Genomic DNA, 15,562 nt, shown 5'->3' on the forward strand with positions numbered 1-15,562 from the left:
GGGGCCCCGGCCACACCCCGGGGCCCCGGCACACATCCGACACGCCCCCGGCGCCGTCCGCGCCGGAGGCGCGCTCCGCGCCCCGCGCTCCGGGGTCAGTCCCGGAACCGCTCCCACAGCCGCGGGAACCGGCCCGCGAGCACCCCTTCGTCCTCGAAGTCCAGCGGGGACCCGGCCGGTTCCGCCGCCGCGGCCGGCAGGCCCAACTCCGGGGCCACCGCGCCGGTCAGCTGCTCGTACGCCTCGTCAGCGGCGTACCCCAGCTCCTCGCCGTCCCCGTCGATCTCCTCGTCGAACTCGCCGAGCAGCCCCGCCAGCGCGTCCGGATCGTGCACCGCGCCCTCGAAGACCTCCCGGCCCTGCCCGATCAGCCAGCACCGGAAGAAGTCGAAGGCGTCGTCGCTGGCCCCGTCGAGGAGCACCCAGGCGGCCCCCCACAGGTCCCAGGTGTAGGCCCGGTTGTACCGGGCCTCGAAATGGCGGGCGAAGTCCAGGACGGCTTCCGGGTCGAGCCGCACCAGCCGCTCGACGAGCAGGTCGGCATGGTCCTCGGGGTCGCCCTCGGCGGCCTCGCGGGTGCTGTCGACGATCTCCCAGAACTCCGTCTCGTCCATCACCGCTCCAGCATCACGGCTGCGTCCGGCGCCCGCCACCGCGAGAATCCGTCGCATGGGAATCCTCAGCGGAAAGACCGCCCTCGTCGCGGGCGCCACCCGGGGCGCGGGCCGGGCCATCGCCGTGCAACTGGGCGCCGCGGGCGCCACCGTGTACGTCACCGGACGCACCAGCCGGAACGGCCCCAGCGAAGTGGGCCGCACCACCGAGACCATCGAGCAGACGGCCGAACTGGTCACCGCGGCCGGGGGAGAGGGCATCGCCCTGGTGGCCGACCACCTCGACCCCGAGCAGGTCCGCGCCGTCGTGGCCCGCATCGACGCGGACCGCGGCCGCCTCGACCTCCTCGTCAACGACCTGTGGGGCGGGGAGCACCTGGTCGTCTTCGGGAAGAAGATGTGGGAGACCGACCTCGGGCGCGGACTGCGGATGCTGGAACTCGGTGTGAAGAGCCACATCCTCACCAGCTGGCACGCGCTGCCCCTGCTGGTCCGCCACCCGGGCGGACTCCTCGTCGAGATCACCGACGGCACGGCCGAGACCAACGAACGCTTCCGCGAGAACTTCTTCTACGACCTCGCGAAGAACGCGCCCATCCGGATGGCCCGCACCCTCGCCCACGACCTGGCGGACACCGGCTGCACGGCCCTGTCCCTCACCCCGGGTTGGCTGCGGTCCGAGCAGATGCTGGAGCACTTCGGGGTCACGGAGGAGAACTGGCGGGACGCCACCGCCAAGGTGCCCGGCTTCGGGGTCTCGGAGTCCCCCGTCTACCTGGCCCGCGCCGTCGTCGCGCTGGCCGCCGACCCCGACGTGGCCCGCTGGAACGGCGAATCCCTCTCCAGCGCGCAGGCGGCCCGCGCGTACGGCTTCACCGACGCCGACGGCAGCCGTCCGGACGCCTGGGCCTACATCCAGGAGGTGGAGTTCGGCGGCGCCGACCGCTCCCCGGAGGACTACCGCTGACCCCGTCGGCACCGACCCCCGCCGCCACCGCGATCCCGGGAACGCCGGAGCCCCCGCCGCCACGAGGGCGACGGGGGCTCCGGACGCGTCCGGACGGGTCGGTACCGGTCCGGGGGCGGGGCCCTTACAGGCCGTACCGCTCCCGGGCCTCCTTGACCGCGGAGGCCGGGACCTCGCCGCGGCGGGCGAGCTGGGCCAGCGAGGCCACCACGATGGACTGCGGGTCCACACCGAAGTGGCGGCGGGCGCCGTCACGGGTGTCGGAGAGGCCGAAGCCGTCCGTGCCCAGCGAGGTGTAGTCCTGCGGGACCCACTGGCTGATCTGGTCCGGGACCTGACGCATCCAGTCGGACACCGCGAGCACCGGGCCGGCGGCGCCGTCCAGGACACGGGTGACGTACGGGATCCGCTCCTCGCCGCGGAGCAGGGCCTCGTCGCATTCCAGCGCCTCGCGGCGCAGCTCGCCCCAGGAGGTGGCGGACCACACGTCGGCGGCCACGTTCCAGTCGGCGGCCAGGATCCGCTGGGCCTCCAGGATCCAGTGGATGGCCGTACCGGAGGCCATCAGCTGGATCTTCGGGGCGTCGGCGGCCGGGGCCTGCTCCAGGTCGGCGGAGGTGTTGAAGCGGTAGAGACCCTTGACGATGCCCTCTTCCACCCCGGCCGGCATGGCCGGCTGCGGCTTGGGCTCGTTGTAGACCGTCAGGTAGTAGAAGACGTCCTCGGGCTTCTCGCCGTACATCCGCTCCAGACCGTCCTTGACGATCACCGCGATCTCGTACGCGAAGGCCGGGTCGTAGTTGAGCGAGGCCGGGTTGGTGGCCGCGATCAGGTGCGAGTGGCCGTCGGCGTGCTGCAGGCCCTCACCGGTGAGGGTGGTGCGGCCCGCGGTGGCGCCCACGATGAAGCCCTTGCCGAGCTGGTCGGCGAGCTGCCACATCTGGTCGCCGGTCCGCTGCCAGCCGAACATCGAGTAGAAGATGTAGAACGGGATCATCGTCTCGCCGTGCGTCGCGTACGACGTGGCGGCGGCGATGAAGTCGGCCATGGCGCCGGCCTCGGTGATCCCCTCGTTGAGGATCTGGCCGTCCTTGGCCTCCTTGTAGTACATCAGCTGGTCGCGGTCGACCGGCTCGTACGTCTGGCCCAGCGGGGAGTAGATGCCCGCGGACGGGAACAGCGACTCCATGCCGAAGGTGCGGGCCTCGTCGGGGACGATCGGCACCCAGCGGCGGCCGGTCTCCTTGTCCCGCATCAGGTCCTTGACCAGCCGGACGAAGGCCATGGTGGTGGCCATCTCCTGCTTGCCGGAGCCCTTCAGCAGCGGGGCGTACGACTTGTCCGCGGGCTGCGGCAGGGCCACCTGGTGGACCTTGCGGGCCGGGGCCGGACCACCGAGGGCCGCGCGGCGCTCGTGCAGGTAGCGGACCTCGGCGGAGTCGGCGCCCGGGTGGCCGTAGGGCACCACGCCGTCGGCGAAGGCGCTGTCCGGGATCGGCAGGTCAAGGAGGTCGCGCATGTCCTTGAACTCGTCGATCGTCAGCTTCTTCATCTGGTGGTTCGCGTTCTTCGACTCGAAGCCGGAACCCAGGGTGTGGCCCTTGACGGTCTGCGCCAGGATGACCGTCGGCGCGCCCTTGTGGGCGAGGGCGGCCTTGTACGCGGCGTACACCTTGCGGGGCTCGTGGCCGCCGCGGGAGCGGTGGAAGCACTCGGCGATCTTCGCGTCGGAGAGCACGCCCGCCAGCTGCACCAGCTCGGGGTTCGCCCCGAAGAAGTGCTGCCGGATGTAGGCCACGTCGCGGGTGGCGTAGGTCTGGAACTGCGCGTCCGGGACCTCACGGATGCGGCGGACCAGCGCGCCCGTGGTGTCCAGCTGGAACAGCTCGTCCCAGGCGGAGCCCCACAGGGTCTTGACCACGTTCCAACCGGCGCCGCGGAACTGCGCCTCCAGCTCCTGGACCACGCGGAAGTTCGCGCGGACCGGGCCGTCGAGGCGCTGCAGGTTGCAGTTGATGACGAAGGTCAGGTTGTCGAGCCGCTCGCGGGAGGCCAGGGCCAGGGCGGCGGTCGACTCGGGCTCGTCCATCTCGCCGTCGCCCAGGAAGGCCCAGACGTGCGAGTTGGCGGTGTCCTTGATGTTCCGGTTCTGCAGGTAGCGGTTGAACCGCGCCTGGTAGATCGCGGAGAGCGGGCCCAGACCCATGGAGACGGTGGGGAACTCCCACAGCCAGGGCAGGCGACGCGGGTGCGGGTAGGAGGGCAGGCCGTTGCCGCCGGACTCCTGCCGGAAGTTGTCGAGCTGCTGCTCGGAGATCCGCCCGTCGAGGAAGGCACGGGCGTAGATGCCGGGGGAGGCGTGGCCCTGGATGTACAGCTGGTCGCCGGATCCGTCGGCCTCCTTCCCGCGGAAGAAGTGCTGGAAGCCGGTCTCGTACAGCCAGGCCGCCGAGGCGAAGGTGGCGATGTGGCCGCCGACGCCGTACTTCGAGCCGCGGGTCACCATGGCGGCCGCGTTCCAGCGGTTCCAGGCGGTGATGCGGGACTCCAGCGCCTCGTCACCGGGGAACTCCGGCTCGGCGGCGGTGGGGATGGTGTTGACGTAGTCCGTCTCCAGCAGCTTCGGCAGGGCGAGCCCGGCGGCCTCGGCGTGCTGGAGGGTGCGGCGCATCAGGTACTCGGCACGGCGGGTGCCGGCGGCCTGGGCGACGGCGTCGAGGGAGGCCGCCCATTCGGCGGTCTCCTCGGTGTCGCGGTCCGGGAGCTGGTCGAGCTCGCTCGGAAGCTTGCCTACGGGGTCGGACATCGGTGTGCGCCGCCTTCCGGACGAGGGGAGGGGGTGGAGAAAGGTTCCCTGACGGGCAGGACAGGGCGGTCGGACCGGGATGTGGTCCGCGAAAGACTCTAAATCCCTGATCGATGATCGATCAAAGGGAGAGGCCGAAAATCTGCTCAGAAGTTGAAAGTAGGCATTCCGTGCCGCTTAACGCTGCGGAAACAGGGCACGGAGTGCCACTTGATATCGGGACAACCCAGACATCTGACGGGTGGTCAGGCTTGCGGTGCACATCCGAGCACATGCCTTCTCACCAGCAGACCGATCTCGGGATCGTTCCTCCGGAAGGCTTCCACGAGCATCTCGTGCTCCTCCGCGAACGCCTTCTGCACGGTGCCCAGCCACCGGATCGACAGGGCCGTGAACACCTCGATCCCCAGCGACTCCCAGGTGTGCAGCAGCACGCTGTTCCCCGCCGCGCTCACCATGGCCCGGTGGAAGGCCACCGTGTGCCGCACCTGGGCCGTGCTGTCCTCGGTGCGGTCGGCCTCCCGCAGGGCCACCACGTGGGGCTCCAGCAGGGCGTCCAGCAGCCCCGCGTCCGTGGCCAGCCGGGGGGCGGCCAGCTCCGCGGCGATCTGCTCCAGGCCCGCGCGCACCGGGTAGATCTCGTCGAGGTCCGAGGCGGTGAGATTGCGCACCCGCACCCCCTTGTTGGGGGCCGACTCGATCAGCCGGAGCGTCTCCAGCTCCCGCAGGGCCTCCCGGACGGGGGTCTGGCTGACCTCCAGCTCCACCGCGATCCGGCGCTCCACGATCCGCTCCCCGGGCTTCCAGCGGCCGCTGACGATCCCCTCCACGATGTGCTCGCGGATCTGCTCGCGCAGCGAGTGCACCACGGGTGGGGTGATCATCGGGGATTCATCTCCAGGGGTCGCGCGGGACGGGACGGTGGGCCTGAGCGTAGAGAATACGGCGGCGCCCCCGCCCGGAAACTGCTCCGGGCGGGGGCGTCGAGGTGAGGCTCGTTACAACAGGGCCGGTCAGAGGCCCAGTTCGACCTCGAACTCGCCGGCTTCCAGGATCGCCTTGACGGCGGTCAGGTAGCGGGCCGCGTCCGCGCCGTCGACCAGGCGGTGGTCGTACGACAGCGTCAGGTACGTCATGTCGCGGACGCCGATCACGGTGCCCTCGGCGGTCTCGATGACGGCCGGACGCTTGACGGTGGCGCCGATGCCCAGGATGGCGACCTGGTTCGGCGGGACGATGACCGTGTCGAACAGCGCACCGCGCGAGCCGGTGTTGCTGATCGTGAAGGTCGCGCCGGACAGCTCGTCCGGAGTGATCTTGTTGCCGCGGACCTTGCCGGCCAGCTCGGCCGTGGCCTTGGAGATGCCGGCGAGGTTCAGGTCGCCCGCACCCTTGATGACCGGCGTCATCAGACCCTTCTCGGAGTCCACGGCGATGCCGATGTTCTCCGAGTCGAAGTACGTGATGGTGCCCTCGTCCTCGTTGATCCGGGCGTTGATGACCGGGTGGGCCTTCAGCGCCTGGGCCGCCGCCTTCACGAAGAACGGCATCGGGGAGAGCTTGACGCCCTCGCGGGCGGCGAAGGAGTCCTTCGCCTGCGCGCGCAGCTTCATCAGCTTGGTGATGTCGACCTCGACCACCGAGGACAGCTGCGCCTGCGAGTGCAGGGCCTTCATCATGTTGTCGCCGATGACCTTGCGCATGCGGGTCATCTTGACCGTCTGACCGCGCAGCGGGGACGCCTCCAGGGCCGGGGCCTTGGCGGCGGCCGGAGCCGCGGCGGCCGGAGCCGGAGCGGCGGCGGCCTTGGCGGCAGCGGCGGCGGCGATGACGTCGTCCTTGCGGATCCGGCCACCGACACCCGTGCCCTGGACCTGCCCGAGGTCCACACCGGACTCCGAGGCCAGCTTGCGGACCAGCGGGGTCACGTACGCGCCCTCGCCGCCGGAGACGGCGGGAGCGGCCGGGGCGGCCGGAGCGGCGGCCGGAGCGGCCGGGGCGGCCGGGGCGGCCGGAGCGGCGACCGGGGCCGGGGCGGCGGCAGCGGGGGCCGGAGCGGCCGGAGCCGGGGCAGCCGGAGCGGCGGCCGGGGCCGGGGCGGGGGCGGCGGCCGGGGCGGGGGCGGCGGCCGGAGCGGCACCGGCCTCGCCGATCACGGCGAGACGGGCGCCGACCTCGGCGGTCTCGTCCTCGCCCACCAGGATCTCCAGCAGCGTGCCCGCCGTCGGAGAGGGGATCTCGGTGTCGACCTTGTCGGTCGACACCTCCAGCAGCGGCTCGTCGGCCTCGACGGTCTCGCCGACCGACTTCAGCCAGCGGGTGACGGTGCCCTCGGTGACGGACTCGCCCAGCGCGGGCAGCACGACGTCCGTGCCGGAGGCGGCCGGAGCGGCGGCCGCGGGAGCGGCCGGGGCCTCGGCGGCCGGAGCCGGAGCGGCGGGGGCCTCGGCCGCGGGGGCCGGGGCGGCCGGAGCCGCGGGGGCCTCGGCGGCGGGGGCGGCCTCGGCGGCGGGGGCGGCCTCGGCCGCCGGGGCGCCCGAGCCGTCATCGATGATCGCCAGCTCGGCGCCCACCTCGACGGTCTCGTCCTCGGCCACCTTGATGGAGGCGAGGATGCCGGAGGCGGGGGAGGGGATCTCGGTGTCGACCTTGTCGGTCGAGACCTCGAGCAGCGGCTCGTCGGCCTCGACGCGCTCGCCCTCGGCCTTCAGCCAGCGGGTGACAGTTCCCTCGGTGACGCTCTCGCCGAGCGCCGGAAGGGTTACGGAAACCGACATGGTTTCTGTTGCTCCTTACGAAAGTGCGGAAGTGGTCGTCGCGCCCGTGACGAACTAGTCGTGGGAGTGAAGCGGCTTGCCGGCCAGGGCCAGGTGGGCCTCGCCGAGCGCCTCGTTCTGGGTCGGGTGCGCGTGGATGAGCTGCGCGACCTCGGCCGGCAGGGCTTCCCAGTTGTAGATCAGCTGGGCCTCGCCGACCTGCTCGCCCATCCGGTCACCGACCATGTGGACGCCGACCACGGCACCGTCCTTGACCTGGACGAGCTTGATCTCGCCCGCGGTCTTCAGGATCTTGCTCTTGCCGTTGCCCGCCAGGTTGTACTTCAGGGCCACGACCTTGTCCGCGCCGTAGATCTCCTTGGCCTTGGCCTCGGTGATGCCGACGGAAGCGACCTCGGGGTGGCAGTACGTGACGCGCGGCACACCGTCGTAGTCGATCGGGACGGTCTTCAGACCGGCCAGACGCTCCGCGACCAGGATGCCCTCCGCGAAGCCGACGTGCGCGAGCTGCAGGGTCGGGACGAGGTCACCGACGGCCGAGATGGTCGGCACGTTGGTCTGCATGTACTCGTCGACCAGGACGTAGCCGCGGTCCATCGCGACGCCCTGCTCCTCGTAGCCCAGGCCCTGCGAGACCGGGCCGCGGCCGATGGCGACCAGCAGCACCTCGGCCTCGAAGGTCTTGCCGTCGGCCAGGGTGACCCGCACGCCGTTCTCGGTGTACTCGGCCTTCTCGAAGAAGGTGCCGAGGTTGAACTTGATGCCCCGCTTGCGGAAGGCCCGCTCCAGCAGCTTGGAGCTGTTCTCGTCCTCGACCGGGACGAGGTGCTTGAGGCCCTCGACGACGGTGACGTCGGTGCCGAAGGACTTCCACGCCGAGGCGAACTCGACGCCGATGACGCCGCCGCCCAGGATGATCGCGGACTCGGGCACGCGGTCCAGGACCAGCGCGTGGTCCGAGGAGATGATGCGGTTGCCGTCGATGTCCAGACCCGGCAGCGACTTCGGCACGGAGCCGGTCGCCAGCAGGACGTGGCGGCCCTGGACGCGCTGACCGTTCACGTCGACGGAGGTCGGGGAGGAGAGACGGCCCTCACCCTCGATGTACGTCACCTTGCGGGAGGCGACGAGACCCTGGAGGCCCTTGTACAGGCCGGCGATCACGTCGTCCTTGTACTTGTGGACCCCCGCGATGTCGATGCCCTCGAAGGTGGCCTTGACACCGAACTGGGCCGACTCGCGGGCCTGGTCCGCGACCTCACCGGCGTGCAGCAGCGCCTTCGTGGGGATGCAGCCGTTGTGCAGGCAGGTGCCGCCGAGCTTGTTCTTCTCGATCAGGGCAACGTCCAGACCCAGCTGGGAGGCGCGCAGCGCCGCGGCGTAACCGCCACTGCCACCGCCGAGGATCACTAGGTCGAAAACGGTGCTGGCGTCGTTCGCCACGTCACGTCCTCCATGCATGTGCGCCGGGCGCCGGTCCTCTGTGACCGGGCGGCGGCTGGTGTTCGGCCGCTTTTCTTCGGCCCTGTGGTGGGGGCCCTGTCCTGCCGAGAACCCATCTTCGCACTTGTCGAGGGAACGCGGGACGCCGGGCCCGGGTCCGGACGGCCCGGGAAGACCGTCCAGTGGGGTTACCCGGCCGTAGCGCGCTGCGGATTCCGCGGCGGATCCCACGGGGGGATCCGCCCCGGGAACCGCCCGCGCGGACCGGGATCCTTCACCCGGAGCGGACCCCTCCGCTCCGGGCCGGCACGGCCGGACGGCCCCGCCCGCCGCAGCGGTACGGGGCCGTCCGGCCTCACGGTGCCGGGGAGGGGTCAGCCCAGGTCGCCGGTGGCGGTGCGCTCGGCCAGCCGGACCAGGGTGCGGACCGCGGAGCCCGTGCCGCCCTTGGGGGTGTAGCCGTACGGGGCACCCTCGTGGAAGGCGGGGCCCGCGATGTCCAGGTGCGCCCAGGTGATGCCCTCGGTCACGAACTCCTGGAGGAAGACGCCGGCCACCAGGCCGCCGCCCATGCGCTCGCCCATGTTCGCCAGGTCGGCGGTGGGGGAGTCCAGGCCCTTGCGGAGGTCGGCGGGGAGCGGCATCGGCCAGGAGGCCTCGCCGACCTCCTCGGCGATCTCGTGGATCGAGGTGCGGAAGGCGTCGTCGTTGGCCATCACGCCGAAGGTGCGGTTGCCGAGCGCCATGACCATGGCACCGGTGAGGGTGGCCACGTCGACGATCGCGTCGGGCTCCTCCTCGGAGGCGCGGGTCAGGGCGTCGCCCAGGACCAGCCGGCCCTCGGCGTCGGTGTTGAGGACCTCGACGGTCTTGCCGTTGTACATGCGCAGCACGTCACCGGGGCGGGTGGCGTTGCCGGAGGGCATGTTCTCCGCGAGGGCGAGCCAGCCGGTGACGTTGACGGGCAGGCCCATGCGGGCCACGGCGACCACGGAGGCGAAGACGGCGGCGGCGCCGGCCATGTCGCACTTCATGGTCTCGTTGTGGCCGGCAGGCTTCAGGGAGATGCCGCCCGAGTCGTAGGTGATGCCCTTGCCGACGAAGGCGAGGTGCTTCTCCGCCTTCGGGTGGGTGTAGGCGATCTTGACCAGGCGGGGCGGGTTCACGGAACCGGCGCCGACGCCCAGGATGCCGCCGTAGCCGCCCTTGACCAGGGCCTTCTCGTCCAGGACCTGGACCTTGACGCCGATCTCCTTGGCGGTGGCGGAGGCCACGGCCGCGAAGGCCTCGGGGGTGAGGTCGTTCGGCGGGGTGTTCACCAGGTCGCGGGCGATGTTGACCTCGCGGGCGACGACCTTGGCGCGCTCCGCGGCGGCCTTGTGGGCCTTGTCACGCGGCTTCGCACCGAGCAGGGCCACCTCGGCGAGCGGCTGCTTCGCGGCGCCCTTGTCCTTGGCGCCCTTCGCGCCGCCCTGGTAGGCGGTGAAGGCGTAGGCGCCCAGCAGGGCGCCCTCGGCCACCGCGGTCACGGCGGAGGCGTCCTCCAGCGGGAGGGCGAAGCCGGCCTTCTTCGAGCCCGTCAGGGCGCGGGCGGCGGTGCCCGCGGCACGGCGCAGGACGTCCTCGTCCCAGGACCCGTCCTCCTCCGGGGCGGAGCCCAGGCCGACCGCCAGCACGACCGGCACCTTCAGACCGGCGGGCGCGGGGACCTTGGTCAGCTCGCCGTCGCCGCCCGTGGCGCCCAGCGCCTCCAGGACGGCGGCGAGCCGGCCGTCGAACGCCTCGTCGACGGCCTCCGCGCCCGGGGCGAGGACGACGCCCTTGGCGCCCTTCGCGGCACCGACGACGAGGGCGTCGGCGCGCAGCGACGCCGGGCCGGCAGTGCTGAGAGTCAGAGCAGTCACGGTGGTGAAGTCTCGCTTCCATTGAAATGTGTCGAGGCCGTGTGGGTGGCGGCCGTACCAGGCGATCGTATTCGGGCCAAGAGGCTGCCGGAAATGAGCGTACGCGCCCACCCTCACCCGCACGCCACTCGAAGGTTGGCCAAGCTGTTCGACCCGCGGGCCCCTCGGTTCACCCGTCTGTGGCCTCTGCTCCAGGTTTGCCGCGTACTCAGAAGTCCTTCCGCGACACTCGAGCCACTCTCGCAAGGGGACTTGGGGTTCCTTTGCACGATTTCCACAGAGCCTCACCCGAACGGCCGCCCCACCGGCCCGCGCCGGGCGGGCTGCTGCGGGGGGAAAGGCCACGATGGTCCACAGGAACAGGACGAACCGGGCAGCCGCCATGTGCGTGGCGGCGGCGCTGGTGTCCCTGGCGGTGCCCGCCGCCACGGCCGGCGCGGCGGCGGCGCCGGCACCGCGCGTCGACCTCAAGGTGCTGGTCGTCGACGACGGCGGGGCCGCCGTCGACGCCATCACCGACGAGCTCCGCGGCACGGGGGTGCCGTACACCCGGATCGACCTCGGACAGCAGGGACGGCCGGTCATCGACGCCGCCTTCCTGAGCGACACGGTCGACGGGCGCCCGCGCGCCAAGTACCAGGGGGTGGTGCTGCCCAACGAGGACCCGTTCGGCGCCGGCTCCCCCGAGATGGCCGCGCTGGCCGCCTACGAGACCTCCTTCGGGATCCGCCAGGTGGACGCCTACACCTGGGCGCACCCCGGCGTCGGCCTCGACTACACCGACCAGGGCGGGTACGCGGGCACCCTGGACGGCACCGAGGCGGCGGTCACCGCCGCCGGGAAGTCCGGCCCCTTCGGCTACCTGGCCGGAAAGGTCGTCTTCGAGGACAACTCGCCGCTGGTCCCGGAGAGCTACGGCTTCATGGGCCGCCCGCGCGCCGGCTACACCAGCTACGTCGACGCCCCCGTCGGCTCCGGCCGGGCCTCCCTGGTGGGCGCGTACACCCACGACGGGCGCACCGAGCTCGTCGTCACCTTCGGCTACAACCGCTACCAGCGGCAGTACCGCCTGCTCGCCCGCGGCATCGTCGAATGGCTCACCCAGGGCGTCCACCTCGGACAGAGCCGCAACTGGTTCGCCGTGCACGTGGACGACGTGTTCGCCCCCGACGCCCGCTGGGACACCGAGCTGAACTGCACCCCGGGGGACAACGACTGCCCCGGTGGCGAGGAGCCCGGCGCCGGCATCCGGATGACCGCCGACGACGCCCGGTACGCCGCCCAGTGGCAGCGCACCAAGGGCTTCACCATGGACATGGTCTTCAACGCCGGCGCGGGGGAGGAGTGGAAGGCCGAGAACGGCGGCACCGACGCCCTGACCGCCCAGCTGCTCGCCGACCGGTCCGCCTACCGCTGGATCAACCACACCTACACGCACCCCTTCCTCGGCTGCGTGCAGGACACCTCCACCGTCCCGTGGACCTGTGCCGAGGACGCCCAGGGGGCCACCCGCTGGACCCCGCGCGCCGAGATCTCCGCGCAGATCCGGGACAACCACAACTGGGCCGTGTCCAAGGGCGTGTCCGTGGACCGCACCGAGCTGGTCACCGGCGAGCACTCCGGGTTGAAGACCCTGCCCCAGCAGCCCCAGGACAACCCGAACCTCGCCGGGGCCCTCGCCGACAACGGGGTCCGCTGGATCGCGAGCGACAACTCCCGCGAACCGCAGCAGCGGACCGTGGGCAGCGCCCTCACCGTGCCCCGGCACCCGATGAACGTCTACTACAACACCGGCACCCGGGCCGAGATGGCCGACGAGTACAACTGGGTCTACACGAGCACCGAGGACGGCGGCAGCGGCATCTGCGAGTCCAACCCCGCCTCCACCTGCCTGCCCGAGCCCCTGGACACCGGCACCGGCTACCTCGACCACATCGTCCCGCAGGAGATCGGCACCGCCCTGCGGCACGTCCTCGGCAACGACCCGAGGCCGCACTACGTCCACCAGTCCAACCTGGCCGAGGACCGCATCCTGTACCCGGTCCTCGACGGGGTCCTCGACGGCTACCGCGGGATGTTCGCCGCGAACACCCCGCTGGTGAACCAGCGCCAGAAGGACCTCGGCGTCGAACTCGAACGCCGCGCCGTCTGGGACAAGGCCCTCGCCGAGGGCAAGGTGACGGCCTACCGGATCGGCACCGCCGTCACCGTGAAGGCCCCCTCGGGCACCAACGCCCCGATCACCGCACCCGAGGGCACCCAGAAGCAGCTCCTGCTCGGCACCACCGCCTTCGGCGCCTCCTACGCGGGCACCCGCTCCGCCTGGACCGTGCCCGAGGTGCTCCAGTCCGCGGTCACGCTCAAGCTGCCCAGCTGAACCCGGCGGCCGGGCCCCCGCCGGGGTCCGGCCGTCCGCCGCACCGCGCAGCCGGCGCACCCGCACCCGGGGCGCCGGCCCCACTCTGCCGTCCTGGGGGGACACGAAGCATGAGCCAGGGGCGTCACGTCACCATGCTCACCGAAGGAACCTATCCGCACGTCCACGGGGGCGTCAGCACCTGGTGCGACCAACTGGTGCGCGGCATGCCGGAGGTCGACTTCAACGTCGTCGCCCTCACCGGCACCGGCCGCGAACCCGTCACCTGGGAGCTCCCCCGCAACGTCTACCGCCACACGGCCGTCCCGCTCTGGGGGCCGCCGCCCGCCGCCGGGAGCTGGCTCCCGCTCCCCGGCCGCGCCCGCTCCGCACCCCGCGGCCGGGCCCTGCGCCGCTTCACCGAGACCTACGAACGGCTGCTGTACTCCCTGCTCGACCCGGCCGCCGGCGAGCACTTCGCCCCGGCCCTGTACGAACTCGCCCGGCTCGCCCGGGAGGGCCGGCTCACCGCGGCCCTGCGCTCCGAACCCGTCCTGCGGCTCCTGATGAACGTGTGGACCCGTCCGGGCCTGGGCACCGCCGGGGCCCGCCCCACCGTCCACGACGCCCTCACCGCCACCGACCTGCTGGAACACGCCCTGCGCCCGCTCGCCGTCCGGATCCCCCGGGACTGCGTGGCGCACGCCGTCAGCAGCGGCCTCGCCACCCTGCCCGCGCTCGCCGCCAAGGAACTCGACGGGGTGCCCTTCCTCCTCACCGAGCACGGCATCTACCTGCGCGAGCGCTACCTCGGCTACCGCAGCGCCGCCCAGCGCTGGCCCGTCAAGGCCCTCATGCTCGGCTTCTACCGGCAGCTCAACTCCGAGGGCTACCGGCAGGCCGACCTCATCACCCCCTGCAACCAGTACAACCGGCGCTGGGAGGAACGCGGCGGCGCCCCCGCCGAACGGATCCGCACCGTCTACAACGGCGTGGACCCGCACCGCTTCCCCGAGGCCGGACCCGAACCGGCGGTCCCCACCCTCAGCTGGTGCGGCCGGATCGACCCCATCAAGGACCTGGAGACCCTGGTCCGCGCCTACGCCCTGATGCGGGCCGAACTCCCCGCCCTGCGGATGCGGCTGTTCGGCCCGGTCCCCGCGGGCTGCGAGGAGTACCGCACCGGGCTGGAGAAGCTCGCCGCGGAACTCGGCGTCATCGACGGGATCACCTTCGAGGGCCGGATCTCCGACGTGGCCCGGGCGTACGCCGCCGGCAGCGTCGTGATGCTCTCCAGCATCAGCGAGGGCTTCCCCTTCAGCATCATCGAGGCCATGTCCTGCGGCCGGACCACCGTCTCCACCGACGTCGGCGGGGTCCGCGAGGCCGTCGGCGACACCGGACTGGTGGTGCCCCCGCGCGAACCGGAGACCATGGCCCGCGCCACCCTGGCCCTGCTCCGCGACGACGCCCGCCGCGCCGAACTCGGCCGGCTCTCCCGGCAGCGCGTGGTGGACCGTTTCACCTTGCACCGCTCCGTGGACGGCTTCCGCCACATCTACCGCGAACTGGCCGCCGGCCCCACCCCGCCGGCCGCACCCCGCCCCGAGGAGACCTGGACCATGGCCGACCCCTGGTACCGGGAGCTCGCCGCCCCGCGCCGGGCCCCCGCCGCCCCCCTCACCGGCGCCGGCGCCGGTGCCGGCGCGGCCGACCGGCCGACCTCCGGAGGGGCCCGGTGAGCGGTGGCCTCTGGCTGACCCCCGGTCACCACGCCGGACAGGACACCCTGCCGGTGCTGCCCCGGCCCCGCCGCGGCGGCTCCGCCCCGGCCGCCGACCCCCTGGAGGAGCTGGCCGGACGGCTGGGCGGGGTGGCGGCCGCCGCGGTCCACCCCGACGAGATCGCCGCCGTCCTGGAGTCCGACGGCATGACCGACGAGCACATCCGCCTCACCTACGGCCGGGCCGACTCCTTCGCCCTCGCCGAGGAGCTGTACGCGCGGGTGCCCCGGGCCTTCCCCGAACCGGAACGCACCGAGGACCCCTGGCGGGTCTCCCTGACCGCCTGTCTGCTCCGCGGCATCGTGTTCGTCCTGCCCGGCCTCGCCTACGTGCTCGGCGCCCCGCTGCTCGAAGGACCCCCGGACGCCCTGGGCCTGCCCTCGGGCACCCTGACCCTGCTCGCCGGTGCCCTGATCGGATGGGTCTGGGACCAGACCCTCTCCCACCGGGCCTACGCCTGGCTGGGGATGGGCGACCGGGAGTCCGCCGGGCGCACCCTGCTCGCCGGCGCCCCGGCCGGCGCCCTGCTGGGCGCGGCCGCCGCCCTCGCGGTACCCGGACCGCTCCTGCCGGCCCTGTTCGCCGCGGGCCAGGCGTGTTACGTGGGTGCCGCGACGGTCCTGCTCGTCCTCGGCCGGGAGCGGCTGCTGCTGGCCGCCCTCGCCCCGATGGCGCTGGGCGCGGTCACGGCCCTCGCCGTGGGCCTGCCCGTGCCGGTCCGCACCGGACTGCTGGTGCTGTCGCTGCTGGCGGCCTGCGGGCTCGCGGCCCGGGAGCTGCCGGTCGCCGCCGGGCTCCGCCGGGCCCGGGCCCGGCTGCGGGAGGGGAGGTGGGGGTTTCCCGTGGGGGCTGCCGTGAAACTCCGCTGATTGGCGTGGCATGACTACTGCGATGTGTGTAGAGGGTCGTAC

The 15,562-nt window shown here is 72.6% G+C and carries 10 protein-coding genes; 4 read left to right on the forward strand and 6 right to left on the reverse strand.

Going from position 1 to position 15,562, the window contains the following annotated elements; all coding sequences use genetic code 11:
* Positions 1-95: 95 nt before the first annotated feature.
* The gene (locus ABTZ17_RS31830) at positions 96-614 is read right to left on the reverse strand and encodes a DUF4240 domain-containing protein (RefSeq protein WP_352199267.1); all 519 of its coding nucleotides are present in this window, start codon (positions 612-614) and stop codon (positions 96-98) included.
* Between the two features lie 55 nt (positions 615-669).
* Between ABTZ17_RS31830 and ABTZ17_RS31835 the strand changes: the two genes are divergently transcribed.
* Positions 670-1,581 carry an SDR family oxidoreductase gene (locus ABTZ17_RS31835; RefSeq protein WP_352199260.1) on the forward strand — a complete coding sequence of 304 codons (912 nt, stop codon included), beginning with the start codon at positions 670-672 and terminating at the stop codon, positions 1,579-1,581.
* A 124-nt stretch (positions 1,582-1,705) separates the two neighbouring features.
* Here ABTZ17_RS31835 and aceE read toward each other — a convergent pair whose 3' ends face one another.
* The 5 genes from aceE to ABTZ17_RS31860 all read right to left on the reverse strand — a co-directional run bounded on the left by aceE (position 1,706) and on the right by ABTZ17_RS31860 (position 10,511).
* Positions 1,706-4,387, reverse strand: coding sequence for a pyruvate dehydrogenase (acetyl-transferring), homodimeric type (gene aceE, locus ABTZ17_RS31840; protein ID WP_352199261.1), 2,682 nt, complete (start codon positions 4,385-4,387; stop codon positions 1,706-1,708).
* A 245-nt stretch (positions 4,388-4,632) separates the two neighbouring features.
* Positions 4,633-5,268, reverse strand: a complete 636-nt coding sequence (locus tag ABTZ17_RS31845) for a GntR family transcriptional regulator (protein WP_352199268.1) — start codon at positions 5,266-5,268, stop codon at positions 4,633-4,635.
* Positions 5,269-5,400: 132 nt separating this feature from the next.
* Positions 5,401-7,164: a 2-oxoglutarate dehydrogenase, E2 component, dihydrolipoamide succinyltransferase gene (gene sucB / locus ABTZ17_RS31850; protein WP_352199262.1), complete on the reverse strand. Its 1,764-nt coding sequence runs from the start codon at positions 7,162-7,164 to the stop codon at positions 5,401-5,403.
* A gap of 54 nt (positions 7,165-7,218) precedes the next feature.
* Positions 7,219-8,607, reverse strand: coding sequence for a dihydrolipoyl dehydrogenase (lpdA, locus tag ABTZ17_RS31855; RefSeq protein ID WP_352199263.1), 1,389 nt, complete (start codon positions 8,605-8,607; stop codon positions 7,219-7,221).
* A gap of 374 nt (positions 8,608-8,981) precedes the next feature.
* Positions 8,982-10,511: a leucyl aminopeptidase gene (locus ABTZ17_RS31860; RefSeq protein ID WP_352199264.1), complete on the reverse strand. Its 1,530-nt coding sequence runs from the start codon at positions 10,509-10,511 to the stop codon at positions 8,982-8,984.
* A gap of 346 nt (positions 10,512-10,857) precedes the next feature.
* On the opposite strand from ABTZ17_RS31860, the gene ABTZ17_RS31865 reads away from it, so the two are divergent.
* From ABTZ17_RS31865 to ABTZ17_RS31875, 3 genes are all read left to right on the forward strand, one after another.
* A complete protein-coding gene (locus ABTZ17_RS31865) occupies positions 10,858-12,888 on the forward strand; it encodes a hypothetical protein (protein WP_352199265.1) in 2,031 nt (676 codons plus the stop codon).
* A 110-nt stretch (positions 12,889-12,998) separates the two neighbouring features.
* Positions 12,999-14,609, forward strand: a complete 1,611-nt coding sequence (gene pelF, locus ABTZ17_RS31870) for a GT4 family glycosyltransferase PelF (RefSeq protein ID WP_352199266.1) — start codon at positions 12,999-13,001, stop codon at positions 14,607-14,609.
* Positions 14,606-15,520 (forward strand): hypothetical protein, encoded by a 915-nt coding sequence (locus ABTZ17_RS31875; RefSeq protein WP_502994933.1) that lies wholly within the window; start codon positions 14,606-14,608, stop codon positions 15,518-15,520. The genes pelF and ABTZ17_RS31875 overlap by 4 nt, the downstream gene beginning before the upstream one ends.
* Positions 15,521-15,562: the final 42 nt, after the last annotated feature.

Source organism: Streptomyces sp. NPDC097619 (genome assembly GCF_040302735.1).
In the GTDB taxonomy this organism is placed as follows: domain Bacteria; phylum Actinomycetota; class Actinomycetes; order Streptomycetales; family Streptomycetaceae; genus Streptomyces.

Bases quoted from the DNA above. Each gene is read 5' to 3' on its own strand.
- ABTZ17_RS31830 (WP_352199267.1), bottom strand. From the start codon at position 614: ATGGACGAGACGGAGTTCTGGGAGATCGTCGACAGCACCCGCGAGGCC.
- ABTZ17_RS31835 (WP_352199260.1), top strand. From the start codon at position 670: ATGGGAATCCTCAGCGGAAAGACCGCCCTCGTCGCGGGCGCCACCCGG.
- aceE (WP_352199261.1), bottom strand. From the start codon at position 4,387: ATGTCCGACCCCGTAGGCAAGCTTCCGAGCGAGCTCGACCAGCTCCCG.
- sucB (WP_352199262.1), bottom strand. From the start codon at position 7,164: ATGTCGGTTTCCGTAACCCTTCCGGCGCTCGGCGAGAGCGTCACCGAG.
- ABTZ17_RS31865 (WP_352199265.1), top strand. From the start codon at position 10,858: ATGGTCCACAGGAACAGGACGAACCGGGCAGCCGCCATGTGCGTGGCG.
- pelF (WP_352199266.1), top strand. From the start codon at position 12,999: ATGAGCCAGGGGCGTCACGTCACCATGCTCACCGAAGGAACCTATCCG.